Annotated in this window: 14 protein-coding genes and 1 pseudogene; 10 read left to right on the top strand and 5 right to left on the bottom strand. The window is 66.1% G+C overall.

Translation table 11 applies throughout. From position 1 onward, the window contains the following. Positions 1–25: 25 nt before the first annotated feature. Positions 26–1,135 carry an alpha/beta hydrolase gene (locus APT59_RS16890; RefSeq protein WP_082696377.1) on the bottom strand — a complete coding sequence of 370 codons (1,110 nt, stop codon included), beginning with the start codon at positions 1,133–1,135 and terminating at the stop codon, positions 26–28. Here APT59_RS16890 and APT59_RS16885 point away from each other — a divergent pair. Continuing rightward, positions 1,134–1,445 carry a hypothetical protein gene (locus APT59_RS16885; protein WP_237140533.1) on the top strand — a complete coding sequence of 104 codons (312 nt, stop codon included), beginning with the start codon at positions 1,134–1,136 and terminating at the stop codon, positions 1,443–1,445. The two genes, APT59_RS16890 and APT59_RS16885, sit on opposite strands and share 2 nt — an antisense overlap. Here APT59_RS16885 and APT59_RS16880 read toward each other — a convergent pair. Continuing rightward, a complete protein-coding gene (locus APT59_RS16880) occupies positions 1,442–2,425 on the bottom strand; it encodes a DctP family TRAP transporter solute-binding subunit (protein ID WP_059315915.1) in 984 nt (327 codons plus the stop codon). The two genes, APT59_RS16885 and APT59_RS16880, sit on opposite strands and share 4 nt — an antisense overlap. A 168-nt stretch (positions 2,426–2,593) precedes the next feature. On the opposite strand from APT59_RS16880, the gene APT59_RS16875 reads away from it, so the two are divergent. Then, entirely contained in the window at positions 2,594–3,427 is an 834-nt protein-coding gene (locus APT59_RS16875; RefSeq protein ID WP_059315914.1) for an aldo/keto reductase, read from the top strand. On the opposite strand, the pseudogene mnmC reads toward APT59_RS16875, so the two are convergent. Both mnmC and APT59_RS16865 read right to left on the bottom strand, forming a co-directional pair. Continuing rightward, positions 3,424–5,360 (bottom strand): annotated as a pseudogene (mnmC, locus tag APT59_RS16870) (bifunctional tRNA (5-methylaminomethyl-2-thiouridine)(34)-methyltransferase MnmD/FAD-dependent 5-carboxymethylaminomethyl-2-thiouridine(34) oxidoreductase MnmC). The gene APT59_RS16875 and the pseudogene mnmC sit on opposite strands and share 4 nt — an antisense overlap. A 55-nt stretch (positions 5,361–5,415) precedes the next feature. Next, positions 5,416–5,631: a DUF6316 family protein gene (locus APT59_RS16865; RefSeq protein ID WP_059315913.1), complete on the bottom strand. Its 216-nt coding sequence runs from the start codon at positions 5,629–5,631 to the stop codon at positions 5,416–5,418. Between the two features lie 297 nt (positions 5,632–5,928). On the opposite strand from APT59_RS16865, the gene APT59_RS16860 reads away from it, so the two are divergent. The 8 genes from APT59_RS16860 (at position 5,929) to gspK (ending at position 12,545) form a co-directional block, all read left to right on the top strand. Beyond that, a complete protein-coding gene (locus APT59_RS16860) occupies positions 5,929–6,567 on the top strand; it encodes a peroxiredoxin (protein WP_059315912.1) in 639 nt (212 codons plus the stop codon). A 162-nt stretch (positions 6,568–6,729) separates the two neighbouring features. Beyond that, positions 6,730–7,317 carry an NADPH-dependent FMN reductase gene (ssuE, locus tag APT59_RS16855; protein WP_059315911.1) on the top strand — a complete coding sequence of 196 codons (588 nt, stop codon included), beginning with the start codon at positions 6,730–6,732 and terminating at the stop codon, positions 7,315–7,317. 15 nt (positions 7,318–7,332) lie between these two features. Continuing rightward, positions 7,333–8,298 carry a sulfonate ABC transporter substrate-binding protein gene (locus tag APT59_RS16850; protein WP_059315910.1) on the top strand — a complete coding sequence of 322 codons (966 nt, stop codon included), beginning with the start codon at positions 7,333–7,335 and terminating at the stop codon, positions 8,296–8,298. A gap of 23 nt (positions 8,299–8,321) precedes the next feature. Beyond that, positions 8,322–9,470: an FMNH2-dependent alkanesulfonate monooxygenase gene (ssuD, locus tag APT59_RS16845; protein ID WP_059315909.1), complete on the top strand. Its 1,149-nt coding sequence runs from the start codon at positions 8,322–8,324 to the stop codon at positions 9,468–9,470. Between the two features lie 11 nt (positions 9,471–9,481). Then, positions 9,482–10,270 carry an aliphatic sulfonate ABC transporter permease SsuC gene (ssuC, locus tag APT59_RS16840; RefSeq protein WP_059315908.1) on the top strand — a complete coding sequence of 263 codons (789 nt, stop codon included), beginning with the start codon at positions 9,482–9,484 and terminating at the stop codon, positions 10,268–10,270. Further along, positions 10,267–11,076, top strand: coding sequence for an aliphatic sulfonates ABC transporter ATP-binding protein (gene ssuB, locus APT59_RS16835; RefSeq protein ID WP_059315907.1), 810 nt, complete (start codon positions 10,267–10,269; stop codon positions 11,074–11,076). The genes ssuC and ssuB overlap by 4 nt, the downstream gene beginning before the upstream one ends. A gap of 23 nt (positions 11,077–11,099) precedes the next feature. Next, a complete protein-coding gene (locus APT59_RS16830; protein ID WP_010795839.1) occupies positions 11,100–11,315 on the top strand; it encodes a TOBE domain-containing protein in 216 nt (71 codons plus the stop codon). A 210-nt stretch (positions 11,316–11,525) separates the two neighbouring features. Next, entirely contained in the window at positions 11,526–12,545 is a 1,020-nt protein-coding gene (gspK, locus tag APT59_RS16825; RefSeq protein WP_237140532.1) for a type II secretion system minor pseudopilin GspK, read from the top strand. 796 nt (positions 12,546–13,341) lie between these two features. Here gspK and APT59_RS16820 read toward each other — a convergent pair. After that, entirely contained in the window at positions 13,342–15,378 is a 2,037-nt protein-coding gene (locus APT59_RS16820) for a PhoX family protein (RefSeq protein ID WP_059315905.1), read from the bottom strand. Positions 15,379–15,394 lie beyond the last annotated feature (16 nt).

The following is a 15,394-nucleotide window of genomic DNA, read 5'->3' as shown; positions in this document are numbered from 1 at the left end:
GGTGGTCGAGACGAGCAGGTCAGCGCTATTTCTTATCCAGGTCGGCCTTGAGTCGGCTGCCGGCATAGGCCTGGGCGTCCTTGGCCTTCTGCACGACCGCAGCGGTACCAAAGAACTCGTGGGTGACGCCTGGATAGACCTTGCGCTCCACCTGGACTCCGGCCTGGCGCAGGGCGGTTTCCAGGAAGCCACCGTCATCACGCAGGGGGTCGATCTCGGCGTTGACGATGGTGACCGGCGGCAGCCCGTCGAGATCGGCCTTGGTCAGGTCCAGGCGCGGGTCCTTGAGGTCATCGGACGACCGGGTCACCTTATCGATGAACCATAGCATCATGGGGCGATTGAGCGGCTTGGCGTCGTCGTACTGCTCGTAGGATTGGGTATGGGTGTTGGTCTGGGCTACCGGATAGACCGACAGCACGTGCTTGGGCGCGGTGAGACCGGCCTTGCGTGCGGCGACAGCGGTCGCCACCGCCAGGTTGCCGCCAGCGCTTTCGCCCGCCAGCGCCAAGCGCTGGGGATCGCCATTGAGCGAGCCGGCGTGGGTGGTCACCCAGCGATAGGCCGCCAGGGCATCATCGTGAGCGGCAGGAAACTTGTATTCCGGGGCCTGGCGATAGTCCACCGAGACCACGATGGCATTGGCCTGCTTGGCCAGGCCGCGGGCGCCAGCATCGTAGACGTTACGGTCAGCGAAGACCCAGCCGCCACCGTGGAAATAGAGGATGACCGGGAAGGGGCCCTGACCTTCAGGGGTGTAGATGCGAGCGGGCAGCACGCCAGCAGCGCCGTCCACGGCACGGTCGACGCTGGTCACGCCAGGCACCAGTGCCTCGGCCTGGGTGGGTCGGCCTTCGTCCTGCAGGACGCCTTTGACGGCATCGGCGATGGTAGGCTGTTGCCGGGCCTGCTGGGCGGTCAGCTTTTCGATCGCCTTGGGATCGAAGCTGGCGTACTTGTTCAGTACCTTCTGCATGTCGGCATCGGTACGTGCCATGCTCTTGGCATTGCTGACCGCCTCGGCACCCAGCGAACGTTTATCCGGATCACGGGCGCAGCCGGCCAGGGCGATGCCGGCGCCCACCAGGGCCAGGGCGAGGAGGGTAGGTTTGCTACGCAAGACGGAAAGCGGCATGGCGGAAATCCTGTGCGAATTCGAGAGGCTTACCTCTAAACCGACAGGGTTAGCGCGCGAGAGGTTCCGGCGGACTACTGGCAAGACGCTGGCCATCGCGCTGCTGGGACTGCTGGCGACGGACGTCCTGGCCGGGCCGGCTGCCTACTGGCGCTGGCGCAGCACCACGGACAATCAGGAATTCTGCACCCAGACCCCGCCGGGTCCGGGTTGGATCAAGGTGGCGGGGCCCTTTCGCGACCTGCAATGCCGTGAACCGGGTAGCGTGTCGCTGCGCCGTTGGGCGGAGCCACCGCAGCAGCGATTCTAGTTCGAGCTTTCCGCTGCCTTGATCAGCGAGGCGCCGATCTCACCTTCGTAGTGCTGCCAGACCGGACGCATGGCCTCGCGCCAGCGCGCCCGCTGCTCGGGGGTGAGGGTCAGGATCTCGCTGCTGCCGGCGGCGACCAGGCGCGCGCGATCACGCTGGTTTTCCGCCTCGGATTGCTTCTTCACTTCGAAGGTCACCTGGTCGATGATTTCTTCCAGGGCGCTGCGCACGGCGAAGGGCAGTGTACGCCAGCGGTCGGCCTTGACGATCAGCATGTAGTCCAGAGCACCATGGTTGCTTTCGGTGAAGTAGCGCTGCTGCTGATCGAGGCGCTGGCTCCAGTAGTTGGACCAGGTGTTCTCGGTGGCGTTGACGGTGCCGCTGGCCATTGCCTTCGGGGTCTGGTTGAAGGGCAGCTTGACCGCCGTGGCGCCGAGCGCCTCGAACTGGCTCTGCAGCACATCGGAATTCTGGATGCGGAACACCAGGCCCTTGGCGTCACCGGGCTCGCGCAGTGGCTTGCGCGCCGACAACTGCTTGAGACCGTTGGGCCAATAGGCCAGGCCAATGATGCCGCTTGGTTCCAGGCTCAGCAGCAGTTGCCGGCCGCTGGGCCGGGACTGGAAGTGGTCGAGGGCGGCACGGCTCTCGAAGAGGAAGGGCAGGTCGAACAGCTTGAGCTTGGGGCTGAGGTCGGTGAGCTTGCTGATCGCCGGTGCCAGGATGTCCACCTTGCCATCCTGCAGGGCCTGCAGTTCGTTGGCATCGGTGAAGGCGGTGCCGCTGGGCATCACCTCCAGCTGTACCTGACCGGCGAGGCGCTGCGCCACCAGCTGCTGGAACAGCAGGGCGCCCTTGCCCTTGGGCGTGTCCGGCGCTACCACATGGGAAAACCTCAGGGTGATGACGTCGGCCTGAGCGGCCGTCAGGGGCAGGGCAACGGACAGCAGGGCGCAGAGGCCCAGGATAGACGACTTCATGAGAGCTCCTGGAGGCTGTTTTGGATTCCTTGTCGGGGCGTACTTTACCAGTGCGACGTCGGGTCGCAGGGCCTGTGGGAAGCCTCTGGCTGCCGTTTGGCGGATGACCGGGAGAATCGGCGGCGCGCTGACGTTCCAACAAGGCACACCCATAAGAAGGATGCGTCCATGAATACCGCTCAAACCGTTCGTTTGCCCGATGGCACTACCGTTCCGGCGCTGGGACAGGGTACCTGGCGCATGGGCGAGAACGCCGACCTGCATCGTCAGGAGGTCAGCGCCCTGCGTCAGGGCCTGGACCTGGGGCTCACCCTGATCGACACCGCTGAAATGTACGGCGAAGGCCGCGCCGAAGAACTGGTCGGCGAGGCCATTGCCGGGCGGCGTGACGAGGTCTTCCTGGTCAGCAAGTTCTATCCCAAGAACGCCACCGAGGCAGGGGTACCGCTGGCCTGCGAGCGTAGCCTCAAGCGGCTGGGCACCGATGTCATCGATCTCTATCTGCTGCACTGGCGTGGTCAGGTGCCGCTGATCGAGACGGTGATGGCGCTGGAGAAGCTGCGCGACGAAGGCAAGATCCGCCACTGGGGTGTTTCCAATCTCGATACCAGCGACATGCTGGAGCTGGGCGACGACCGTTGCAGCGCCAACCAGGTGCTCTACAACCTGGAACAGCGTGGCATCGAGCATGACCTGCTGCCCTGGTGCCAACGTCAGCAGATGCCGGTGATGGCCTACTGTCCGCTGGGGCAGGGCGGTGACCTCCTGCGCCATCCTACGTTGGCCACCCTGGCGGAGCGACACCAGGCTACGCCTGCGCAGATCGCCCTGGCCTGGGTGTTGCGCCAACCGGGGGTGATCGCCATTCCCAAAGCGGGCGATGCCGGTCACCTCGAGGAAAACGCTCGCGCCCTGGATCTGCGTCTGACTGATGACGATCTGGCGCTGCTCGATGGTGCCTTCCCGCCACCTCAGAGCAAGACGCCGCTGGCGATCATCTAGCCGCCGCGGATCAACCGACGCAGGGGAAAGCGGTTGGGGTGGCAGGCTTCGGCCACCCGCCGTGCCACGGGCAGGGGTTCGTCGTCCAGCCAGGCCGCCAGCAGTTCGGCGGCCAGTGGCGTGGTGACCAGACCGCGCGAGCCGTGGGCCAGATTGAGATAGAGGCCCGCGCGCCAGGGAGCCGCCTGCTCGGGTACCTGGCGGGCATCGTAGGCCAGCGCCTGGTATCGCTGGGCGAAAAGCGCTTCGTCCACGACCGGGCCCACCAGGGGTAGGTAGTCCGGCGACGTGCAGCGGAAAGCGACGCGGCCTTCCAGGGCGTGCGCCTCATGACTGGCCGCCAGTTCTGGCGACAGCTCGGCGAGCAGTTGCAGGTTGCTGAGGTGCTCCGCCTGACTGGGCTCGGTGTCGTCGCGATCGAAGACGAAGCTGGCGCCCAGACAGTGGCGGCCTTCACGCGCCGGGGCAAGATAGCCTTCGCCACATACTACGGTTGCCAGCGCTTGACTGGCTGGGGTTTCCGGCAGATTGGACAGCTGTCCGCGAATCGCCTTGAGCGGCAGCTCGGGTAGCAGTGTTCTGGCCTGGGCGGCACTGGCCACCACGACGACCGTCGCCTGCAGGTCCGCACGATCAGTGACTACCTGCCAACCGGTCGCGATTTGCTGCAACGCGGTCACGACGGTCCCGGTGATCAGCTCGATGTTGGGATGCGCCAGCCAGTGCGCGCACAGCGCCGGTGGATGGACCCAGCCGCCTTCTGGAAAGAACAGGCCGCCTGCGGTCAGGCCGATCCCTGCACGGGCGCTGGCGGCGTCGCGGTCCAGCGGTTGCAGCAGATCGCTGGGAAAGTGCGCCGCCAACTGGGCCTGGCGCTGGGCATCCTTGGCGGTCAGCGCCAGTTGCAACACCCCACAGGGCGACCAGGCCGCTCCCGGCGGCAGGGCCTGCAGCTCGCGCAGGGTCAGGCCGAACCCGTCCAGGATCAGCCGGCTGAGCGAGGTGTCATGGGCCGACAGCTTGAGGTAGAGCACGCCCTGGGGATTGCCGGAGGCCTCCTGCGCGGGCGCCCCGTGGCGCTCTATGACCCTGACCTGCCAGCCGCGGCGGGCGAGGCTGGCCGCGGTGGCGCACCCGGCGAGTCCTGCGCCTATCACGATCGCCGTTCGCGGACCCTGGCACCGCGGCGGACGCCCATACCAGGGAACGCTCGCGCCGATGGCAGGACGCTCCAGCACGCCGGCCAGCATCTCCCGCTTGTGGCCGAAACCCGGCACCTTGGCCATGGCGAAGCCCGCTTCGTTGAGGCCTCGACGGACGAAGCCGGCACAGGTGAAGGTGGCCAGGGTGGTGCCGGGATGGGACAGGCGCGCCAGCTCGGCGAACAGCGCAGGCGTCCACATTTCGGGATTCTTCGCCGGGGCGAAGCCATCCAGGAACCAGGCGTCACAACGGGCATCCAGCTCGGGCAGGCGCTCCAGTACATCGCCAATCAGCAGGGTGAGGGTGATACGGCCGTTACCCAGAATCAGTCGCTGAAAGCCTGGGTGGATGGCCTGGTACTGCTGCTGCAGCGCTGTGCTGTAGGCCGCCAGTTCCGGCCAGAGGGTCAAGGCTTGGGCGAGATCGGCGGCGGTCAGCGGAAAGCGCTCGACACTGACGAAATGCAGGCGCGCACCCTGGGGGCCAGGGCCTCGAACAGCTGCCAGGCGCATAGAAAGTTGAGGCCGGTGCCGAAGCCCGTCTCGCCGATGGTGAAAACGTCGCCCGCCGACAGCGCCGCGAAGCGCTCGGGCAGCCGATTCTGTTGCAGGAAGACGTAGCGAGTTTCTTCTAGGCCGCTGGCGCGGGAGAAATAGACATCGCCATAGGCGCGGGAGAGGGGTTGCCCGGAGGCATCCCAGTCGAGCTGGGCGTGCTGGAAATCGGTCATGAGCGGCGCGGCCTGGAATTCAGGGCGCGCAGTCTAATGGATCAGGGGCAGCCGGTCAGACGTTGCTGACGGATTGGCGCATCAGGCCCTGTGCGGTTTGCAGCCGTTCGACATAGCGGTCGATCTGGTTGAGGGCTTCTTCGCGACTGAAGAAGGGGCCTTCCAGGGTGCCTTCGCGGGTGGTGAAGAAGAATTGACCGTTGACCACGCTGACGCGCTCGCTACGGAAATGGGTGCTGGCACCGGGGTCGTCATTGCGTTTGCCGAACATGAGAATCTCCTCCTCGTCTTGCCAACAGACCATGCCGAGCGCTGCGGGTTGCCCCGCTCGGCCGATTTCCTGTCCGTTGGTCTTCCTTAGGTGTAGCACCCTAGCGGCCGCTGCGCTTGGGTGGAAAAAGCCCGCCGAAATTGTGAGAGTGGTCACGCGGCACAGGACCTCGCCGGGTGGAGATAGCCCTGAACCAGGTGGCTTTCGCGTTATAACCACAGCGTGATCCGATCTTTCCCGCTCGCTCTGGCGAGCGGCATAGTGCCGCTATCCCTACCTGCATCAGGAGAACTGCCAATGACCATCCGTCTGGGCGATATCGCCCCCGATTTCGAACAGGATTCCAGCCTGGGCCGCATCCGCTTTCATGAGTGGCTGGGCGACAGCTGGGGCGTGCTCTTCTCCCATCCCGCCGACTTTACCCCGGTGTGCACCACCGAGCTGGGCCTCACCGCCAAGCTCAAGGACGAATTCGCCAAGCGCGACGTCAAGGTGATCGCCCTCTCGGTGGACGGCCTGGAATCGCACCAGGGCTGGATCAAGGACATCGAGGAAACCCAGGCCACCGCCGTGGGCTTTCCGATCCTGGCCGACGCCGATCGCAGCGTCTCGACCCTCTACGACATGATCCATCCCAATGCCAACGACACCCTGACGGTGCGTTCGCTGTTCATCATCGATCCGCAGAAGAAGGTGCGGCTGTCGATCACCTATCCGGCCAGCACCGGTCGCAACTTCGACGAGATCCTGCGGGTGATCGATTCCCTGCAGCTCACCGACAATCACAAGGTTGCGACCCCGGGCAACTGGAAGGATGGCGATGACGTGGTCATCGTGCCGTCGCTCAAGGACGAGGAAGAACTCAAGCGGCGTTTTCCCAAGGGCTATACCGCGGTCAAACCTTATCTGCGCCTGACCCCCCAGCCCAATCGCTGACATCTCGGGTGACAAGAAAACCCCGGCTCAGGCCGGGGTTTTGTTTTTCTGGTTATAACTAAGTGCCTAAAGGATATTTTTAGGGAATAAGAAGCCCTTGCTAAGGTCCGCTCAATCCTTTTCGAGCGGCGCGACACCGCTCCTTTTATCCTGGAGGCGGCGATGCAGGTGGTGACTTTGGCGGGCAGTCCGGGAGCGCGGTCGCGCTCCACCGGCGTGCTGGATCTGGCGGCGAACTGGCTACAAGCACGCGGCGTGGAGTTGTCGCGCTGGCGTATCCAGGACTTTCCCGCTGCCGACCTCATCGGTGCCCGCTTCGACAGCCCACCGGTGGTGGAGCTGATCGCCCAGCTGCAGGCCGCCGATGGCCTGGTGATCGCCACTCCTGTCTACAAGGCCTCCCTGGCCGGCGCCCTCAAGACCCTGCTGGACCTGCTGCCCGAGCGCGCCCTGAGCCACAAGGTGGTGCTACCCCTGGCCACCGCCGGCTCCAGCGGTCATCTCCTGGCCATCGACTACGCGCTGAAGCCGGTGCTCTCGGCGCTCAAGGCCCAGGAAATCCTCAACGGCGTCTTCGCCGACGACAGCCAGGTCAGCTACACCGAGACCGGTGTCGCCCTGATCCCGGCGCTGGAGCAGCGTCTCTACGAATCCCTCGAACAATTCCACGCGGCCCTGGCGCGGCGTCCCCAGCCCCTGACCCCCGAGCTCCTGGCCGATCGCATCGGCCAGGCACGCTGGGGCATCTGACCCGGAGCCTCAACCATGCAGTTCTCCTTCAAGCGTTCGCTGCTCGCCGTTTCCCTGCTGACCCTGGCCACCGGCCTGGCGCAGGCGCAAGAGACGGTCCGTATCGGTTACCAGAAGTACGGCACCCTCATCACTCTCAAGGCCCGTGGCACCCTGGAGCAGCGGCTGGCCAGGGACGGCGTCAAGGTGCAATGGACCGAATTCCCCGGCGGCCCCCAGCTGCTGGAAGGCCTCAACGTCGGCAGCATCGACTTCGGCGTGACCGGCGAGACGCCACCGGTGTTCGCCCAGGCAGCCGGTGCCGATCTGGTCTATGTGGCCCATGAGCCACCGGCGCCTACCAGCGAAGCCATCCTGGTGCCCAAGGATTCGCCGATCCGCTCGCTGGCCGATCTCAAGGGCAAGAAGATCGCCCTGAACAAGGGCTCCAACGTCCACTACCTGCTGGTACAGGCACTGGCCAAGGCCGGCATTCCCTACCGTGACATCCAGCCGGTGTACCTGCCGCCGGCCGATGCCCGCGCCGCCTTCGAACGCGGTGCGGTGGACGCCTGGGTGATCTGGGATCCCTACCAGGCCGCCGCCGAGACCCAGTTGCAGGCACGCACCCTGACCGATGCCACCGGGCTGGCCGACAACCACCAGTTCTATCTGGCCACCCGCAGCTTCGCCAAGGCCCATCCCGAGCAAGTCGGCGCCATCGTCGACGAGGTGCGTTCGGTGGGCGAATGGGCAAAGGCCCACCCGGATGAGGTCGCCGCCCAGGTGGCACCGCTGCTGAACCTGCCGCTGGACACCGCCGAACGAGTGGTCAAGCGGCAAGGCTATGGCGCCCAGTTCATCAGCCCCGAGGTGGCCGCGCAGCAGCAGAAGATCGCCGATGCCTTCACCACCCTCAAGTTGATTCCCAAGCCGCTGACGATCCGCGACGTGGTGTGGACGCCACCCGCCAGCCTGCAGACCGCCACTGCCCAACCCTGATCCCGCTTCCTGGAGAACGCCCCATGAGTCTCGACATCTTCTGGTTCCTGCCGACCCACGGCGATGGCCATTACCTGGGTACCGCCGAAGGCGCCCGCGCCGTCGACCACGGCTACCTGAGCCAGGTCGCCCAAGCTGCCGACCGCCTGGGCTTCGGCGGGGTGCTGATCCCCACCGGCCGCAGTTGCGAGGATTCCTGGCTGGTGGCCGCCTCGCTGATTCCGGTCACCCAGAAACTCAAGTTCCTGGTGGCCCTGCGGCCCGGGATCATCTCGCCCACGGTAGCGGCGCGGCAGGCAGCCACCCTGGATCGTCTCTCCGGCGGTCGGGCACTGTTCAATTTGGTCACCGGTGGCGACCCGGACGAGCTGGCCGGTGACGGTCTACACCTGTCCCACAGCGAGCGTTATGAAGCCTCGGTGGAATTCACCCGCATCTGGCGCCGCGTGCTGGAAGGCGAGACGGTGGACTACGAGGGCAAGCACATCCAGGTGAAGGGCGCCAAGCTGCTCTATCCGCCGCTGCAGCAACCGCGCCCACCGCTGTATTTCGGCGGCTCCTCCGACGCTGCCCAGGATCTGGCCGCCGAGCAGGTGGAGCTGTACCTGACCTGGGGCGAACCGCTGGACGCGGTGCGCGAGAAGATCGAGGCGGTCAAGGCCAAGGCCGCCGCCCAGGGGCGCACGGTGCGCTTCGGCATCCGCCTGCACGTGATCGTCCGCGAGACCAATGAGGAAGCCTGGCGGGCGGCTGATCGGCTGATCGCCAATCTCGATGACGCCACCATCGAAAAGGCCCAGGCCGCCTTCGCCCGCTTCGACTCGGTCGGCCAGCAGCGCATGGCGGCGCTGCATGGGGGGCGTCGCGACAAGCTGGAGATCGCGCCCAACCTCTGGGCCGGTGTCGGCCTGGTGCGTGGTGGTGCCGGGACGGCGCTGGTCGGTGACGGTCCCACCGTAGCCGCGCGGGTCAAGGAATACGCCGCCCTGGGCATCGACACCTTCATCTTCTCCGGCTACCCGCACCTGGAGGAATCCTACCGGGTGGCCGAACTGCTGTTCCCGCACCTGCCGGTCAGGCGCCCGACCCGAGTGGAAGGCGCCAACTACGTGAGCCCCTTCGGCGAGATGGTGGCCAACGACATCCTGCCGCAGAAAGCGGCGCAGAGCTGAGGGAGGCCGGCATGAGCAGCACCACCGAACGCCTCTTGCAGCGGCTGGCACCCTGGCTGGTACCCGTGGCCCTGCTCGTCGCCTGGCAGCTGTCGGTCAGCAGCGGCCTGCTGTCGAGCCGCATCCTGCCGTCACCGGCGGCGGTGCTGGAAGCCGGCTGGAGCCTGGTCAAGAGCGGTGAGCTCTGGCAACACCTGGCCATCAGCGGTTGGCGCGCCGGCATTGGCTTCGCCATCGGCGGAGGCATCGGCCTGGCGCTGGGTTTCCTCACCGGGCTGTCGAAGTGGGGCGAGCGCCTCCTCGACAGCACCCTGCAGATGGTGCGCAACGTGCCGCACCTGGCGCTGATCCCGCTGGTGATCCTCTGGTTCGGCATCGACGAGTCGGCCAAGCTGTTCCTGGTGGCCCTGGGGGTGTTCTTTCCCATCTACCTCAATACCTACCACGGCATCCGCAACGTCGATCCGGCGCTGGTGGAGATGGCCCGCAGCTACGGCCTGTCCGGCGCGCGGCTGTTCTGGCACGTGGTATTGCCAGGTGCCCTGCCGGCCATCCTGGTAGGGGTGCGCTTCGCCCTCGGCCTGATGTGGCTGACGCTGATCGTCGCCGAGACCATTTCCGCCAGCTCCGGCATCGGCTACCTGGCGATGAACGCCCGGGAATTCCTGCAAACCGACATCGTGGTGCTGGCCATCCTGCTCTACGCCATCCTTGGCAAGCTGGCTGATCTCGCCGCCCGCGGCCTGGAGCGCGCCTGGTTGCGCTGGCACCCGGCCTATCAGAAGGGAGCCCACGCATGACCAGTCTGCAAGCCGTTCCGCCGCTCTCCCGCGGCATCGCCCTGAAGCTGCAACAGGTGGTGAAGACCTTTGGCGAGCGCACCGTGCTCCATGGGATCAATCTGGACATCCCGGCTGGCCAGTTCGTCGCCGTGGTGGGGCGCAGTGGTTGCGGCAAGAGCACTCTGCTGCGCCTGGTGGCCGGTCTCGACCGCGCCAGCGGCGGCACCCTGCTGGGGCAGGACGAACCCCTGGCCCAGCACCGCGAGGACACCCGGCTGATGTTCCAGGACGCGCGCCTGCTGCCCTGGAAACGCATCATCGACAACGTCGGCCTGGGGCTCAAGGGCGATTGGAAACCCCGCGCCCTGGAAGCCCTGGAGGCGGTCGGCCTGGCCGACCGCGCCCAGGAGTGGCCCTCGGCGCTGTCCGGAGGCCAGAAGCAGCGCGTGGCCCTGGCCCGCGCCCTGATCCACCAGCCGCGCCTGCTCCTGCTGGACGAGCCGCTGGGCGCCCTGGATGCCCTGACCCGCATCGAGATGCAGCAACTCATCGAAGGCCTCTGGCACCGCCATGGCTTCACCGTGCTGCTGGTCACCCACGACGTGGGCGAGGCGGTGGCCCTGGCCGACCGCGTAGTGCTCATCGAAGACGGCCATGTCGGCCTGGATCTCGACGTCACCCTGGCACGCCCCCGAGCCGCGGGTGACGCCCAACTGGCGCGCCTGGAAGCCGAGGTGCTGGCCCGGGTGCTGCAGCAGCCGCTCAATCCCGATCTACCGGAAATCGTGCAACCCCTGCCCACGCAACTGCGCTGGGCCTACTGATCGCTCATCCAAGGAGTTCTGCCATGACCATCAAGGCCATCAACGTTCGCAACCAGTTCAAGGGCACCATCAAGGAAATCATCGAAGGCTCGGTGCTCTCCGAGATCGACGTCCAGACCGCCGCCGGCATCGTCACCTCGGTCATCACCACCCGCTCGGTCAAGGAGCTGGAGCTGGTGGTGGGCAGCGAGGTGATCGCCTTTGTCAAATCCACCGAGGTGTCCATCGCCAAGTTGTAGGGGCGGTCTGGCCGTGACGAAACCCGCCCTGGTGGCGGGTTTTTTCGTCGTCTGTTGGGCTTCGCTGCGCTTAGCCCAACCTACGGGGTGTCACGTGGGGCGTAGGTTGGGTTGAGCGCAGCGAAGCCCAACGGGGAGGCTGATCCACGTATTGCCACGAATCTGCAACCTGCGTCGGTTCCAATGCCGCTTTTGCCTGGAGGAACAGGAGTGCGGCGACAAAGGGGCGTGGCGCTGCTGATGGCGCTCTGGGCGCTGGCGCTGGTGGCGGCCTTGTTGCCGGTGCTGCTGGCCGAAGGGCGAGCCGAATTGCAGCGAGCGCGGTTACTGGAGCACGAGACCCTGGCGCGGGCGCTGGCGGCGGGCGCCGAGCAGGTGGTCACGCAGGGGCTGGTGCAGGCCGGGGCGCGGCAGCGACCGGAGTTCTGGCAGAGCCTGAGAGGCGAGGTGCTGGCCTATGAGGTGGAGGGCGCTACGGTCCGCGCCCAGCTACGCGATCTGCATGGCTGCTTCAACATCAACGCCCTGGCCGGTCCGGAGCGCGATCTGGCGTTGCGGCAGCTGAAATGGTTGCTGGAGCAACGTCCTGGGGGATTGGGCGAGCCGGGGCTGACGGCCCAGGCCTTTGCCGAGCGACTCGCTGATTGGGTCGATGCCGATGGCGAAGCCCACGAATTCGGTCTGGAGACCGCTGAGGCTCTGCGGCTGGCGCCGCCGGTGCTGGTGCCCAATCTGCCGCTGGCCGAGATTGGCGAGCTGGATCTGATCGTGCCGGCGCGGCCCGGACGGCATCTGCAGCTGCGCGAACTCTGTGCGCTGCCCGACACCGGTGGCTGGCGACTCAATGCCAATGCCCTGGGGATGGGTCAACTACCGCTGCTGGAGGCGCTGTTTCTCGGCGAGGTGCCGCGGGAGACGCTGCAGCTGCTGATCACCGCGCGGCCGGCGCAGGGGTACGCCAACGTCGAAGCCTTGCGTGAGGCCCTGCCCGGAGTAGGGGAGGAGACCTTCACCTTGTTGACCCAGCGCCTGATGCTCAACAGTGGGGATTTTCTGCTCGGGGTGGAGGTGCGACGCGATGGTCAGGTCTTTCGCCAGGTACGGCAGCTGGCGGCCCAGGGCGTGAGTCGCTGGCACGCGGCGGTACCGGCACAACGGGTGCGCTGGCTGGCGACCCGGGACACCACCCTTTGGGTGCCTGGGCCGGGTGGGTCGGAGGCGTTGCAGTAGGTTGAGGGTGGCGGCTATCAGGGCGGCGGTCTGGCGCTGAAACCTCCTGTAGGAGCGGCCCGTGGCCGCGATCACCTGGCGACCGATTCGAGCACCGGTGGCAAAGGCCGCACGGTGTTGCACGCTACGACCGAGAAACCAGCGCAGGCTTTTCCACAGGTGACTCCGTTGCACGGGGCATGCCCTCACCCCAACCCTCTCCCAAGGGGAGAGGGACTGTCGGAGCAGGCGATTGCATCCATCAACTCCAGCCGGATCACGATCAGCGGTTATAACCTCGCCCGCAGGAGCGCCTTGTTGGCGGACTGGCATCGCCGTGATTGGCGGATGACCGATTCGGGCAGAAGTGAAAGACGCTGCGTGCTTTTCCCCGCTACGGACGAGAGTCCGGCGTAGGGCGGAAAAAAGGCGCAGCCTTTTCCGCGGGTGACTCCGTTGCGCGGGGCATGCCCTCACCCAACCCTCTCCCAGGGGAGAGGGGGCTGTTGGAGCAGGCGATCATCTCTAGCTTCTGTGGCTAGATCGCGATGAGTCGTTATGGCTGTGCTTGTAGGCGCGGCCGCAGCGGCGGACCCCCATGGCCGCGATTCCCAGGGTTTGGTGGAAAACGCTGCGCGGTTTTCCACGCTACGGACGAGCGTCTGGTGTAGGGTGGAAAACGGTACAGCCTTTCCCGCGCGCACCTAGAAGAGGCGGGTGCTGTTCGCCAATCTACGCGACGGATTTCGCATCCGCGGGAAAGCAAAAAGCTCCTGCGATCGTTACCGACCGGGGAGCCTGGCTATCGCCGACTCGATCAGACGCCGATGGGGCCGCCGTCGAGCTTCTGGATCACCACGGTGGAGGCGCGGGGGCGCACCTTGGTGCCGGCCGGGGTGGCCTCGGTGGCGACTTCGCTGAAGGGCCAGTTGTCCGGATGCTGGACGTTGATGAACATGGTCGTGAGGTCCGGCGTCCAGGTGATGCCGGTGATCTCGCAGCCGTTGGGGCCGACCAGGAAGCGGCGCAGGGCGGTCTGGTTGGTGGCCGAGATGGCGACCTGCTTGCCGCTGCCATCCACCACCTGGGCCGGGATGACCGCCAGCAACTGGTCGTTGGTGTACTCGGCCACGGCGTTGTCGCTGTTGTCGGTCTCGATCCAGAGGATGCCGCGGCTGTCGAAGGCCAGGCCGTCGGGGCTGGCGAACTGGTTGAGTTCGGTCAGGCCGGAGCGGTTGATGTCGGGTGCAGCGCCGGCGTCCGCACCAAAGACGAAGATGTCCCAGGTGAAGTCTGTCTGGTTGCTGTTGTCCTTCCAGCGCACGATGTGGCCGTTGACGTTGGGTACCCGCGGATTGGCGGCGTTGGCGGCGGTGCGCGCCGAGTTGTTGGTGAGGGTGACGTAGACCTCACCGGTGAAGGGGTTGACCGTGGTCCACTCCGGGCGGTCCATTGGAGTCGCGCCCACCGCATCGGCGGCCCCTCGGGTGTTGAGGATGATGCCGGCCAGGTCGCCATAGAGGGCGCCCAGGGTACGGCCGTCCTTGGTCGGCGCATTGACCGTCAGCGGCAGCCACTTGCCGTTGCCGCCGTCGTCGAAACGGGCCACGTAGAGGGTACCGTTGTCCAGGTACTTGGCACCGGTGGCCAGGCGGTTGGCAGGGTTGGCGTCGGCCGGATCCCAGGCAGCGGCGGAGACGAACTTGTAGATGTATTCGTTGCGCGAGTCGTCGCCCATGTAGAACGCCAGCGGCTGGCCAGCGACCGGAACGCCATAGGCCGAGCCCTCGTGGCGGAAGCGGCCCATGGCGGTTCGCTTGGTGGCCGGGGCGGCGCTGTCATAGGGATCGATCTCGACGATGTAGCCATAGCCGCTGGCTTCGTTGCGGAAGTCCTGGCTGGCGCTGGCGCCGGTGGGGGTCAGGTCGAAGCGGCGGAATTCGTTGTCCACCTCGCTGGCGTCACCCGCTGCCGTCTCCCAGCCGTAGTTGCTCTTGTTGGTGATGCCGATACGCTTCTGATCCACCGGCAGGGTGCCTTTGTTGACGAAGATGCCCGGCCAGTTTTCCTCGCAGGTGAGGTAGGTGCCCCAAGGGGTGAAGCCGTTGCCGCAGTTGTTGTTGGTGCCGCGGGTACGGGTGCCATCGGGCGAGAAGGGGGTGACCAGATTGGCGTTGCCACGCAGCGGACCGGCGATCTCCATGGGCGTGGCGCTGGTGAAGCGACGGTTGAGCGCATCGTTGGTGACGACCTGCCAGTTGCCGTTGACCTTGCGGATATGGATCACCGCCGCGCCATGGGCGTTGATCTCCTTGCGCACTTCCTCGGCGGGGCGCTTGCCGTTGGTGGTGGTCGGGCCGTTGGGGTGCAGCACCTTCTGGTCGATGTATTCGTAGTTGATGGCCAGCAGGCCGTCGCTGCTGGAGTTGTTCAGCGGGAAGAAGTGCATGCCGTCGTGGTGCATGCCGGCCGCATTGGCCTGGTCGGTGGAGGTATTGCTGCCATCGCTGCGCCAGGCATTGGCCAGGTTGTTCAGTGGGGTACCCCAGGGCGCCAGGATGCGAGCGCTGTAACCGGCGGCCAGGACGATGGCGTCGAGATGGGCACCGCGAATGGATTCGAAACCAAGCTTGAGCTGCGGCGTCGGGCTGGGCTGGCTGGGCGCCGGATCGTCATGGGAGCCGCCACCGCCGTCGAAGCAGGCAGTCAGGCTACCGCCAGCGATCATCGCGATGGCGGCGCCCAGGCCGCCTTTCATGACACTGCGGCGCGACAGGTAACGGTCGACGACGGCGTCCAGCGGTTCGTTGCCGCTTTCGTTGCGGTTACGGTCGTCGCTCGTGAAAGTGCTCATGCGCAAAGCTTCCTTG

Origin of the sequence: Pseudomonas oryzihabitans (assembly GCF_001518815.1) — a bacterium.
GTDB classification, from domain to species: Bacteria; Pseudomonadota; Gammaproteobacteria; order Pseudomonadales; family Pseudomonadaceae; genus Chryseomonas; species Chryseomonas oryzihabitans_E.
Note: the sequence above shows the minus strand (reverse complement) of the source record. Positions and strands in the feature narration are given on the sequence as shown.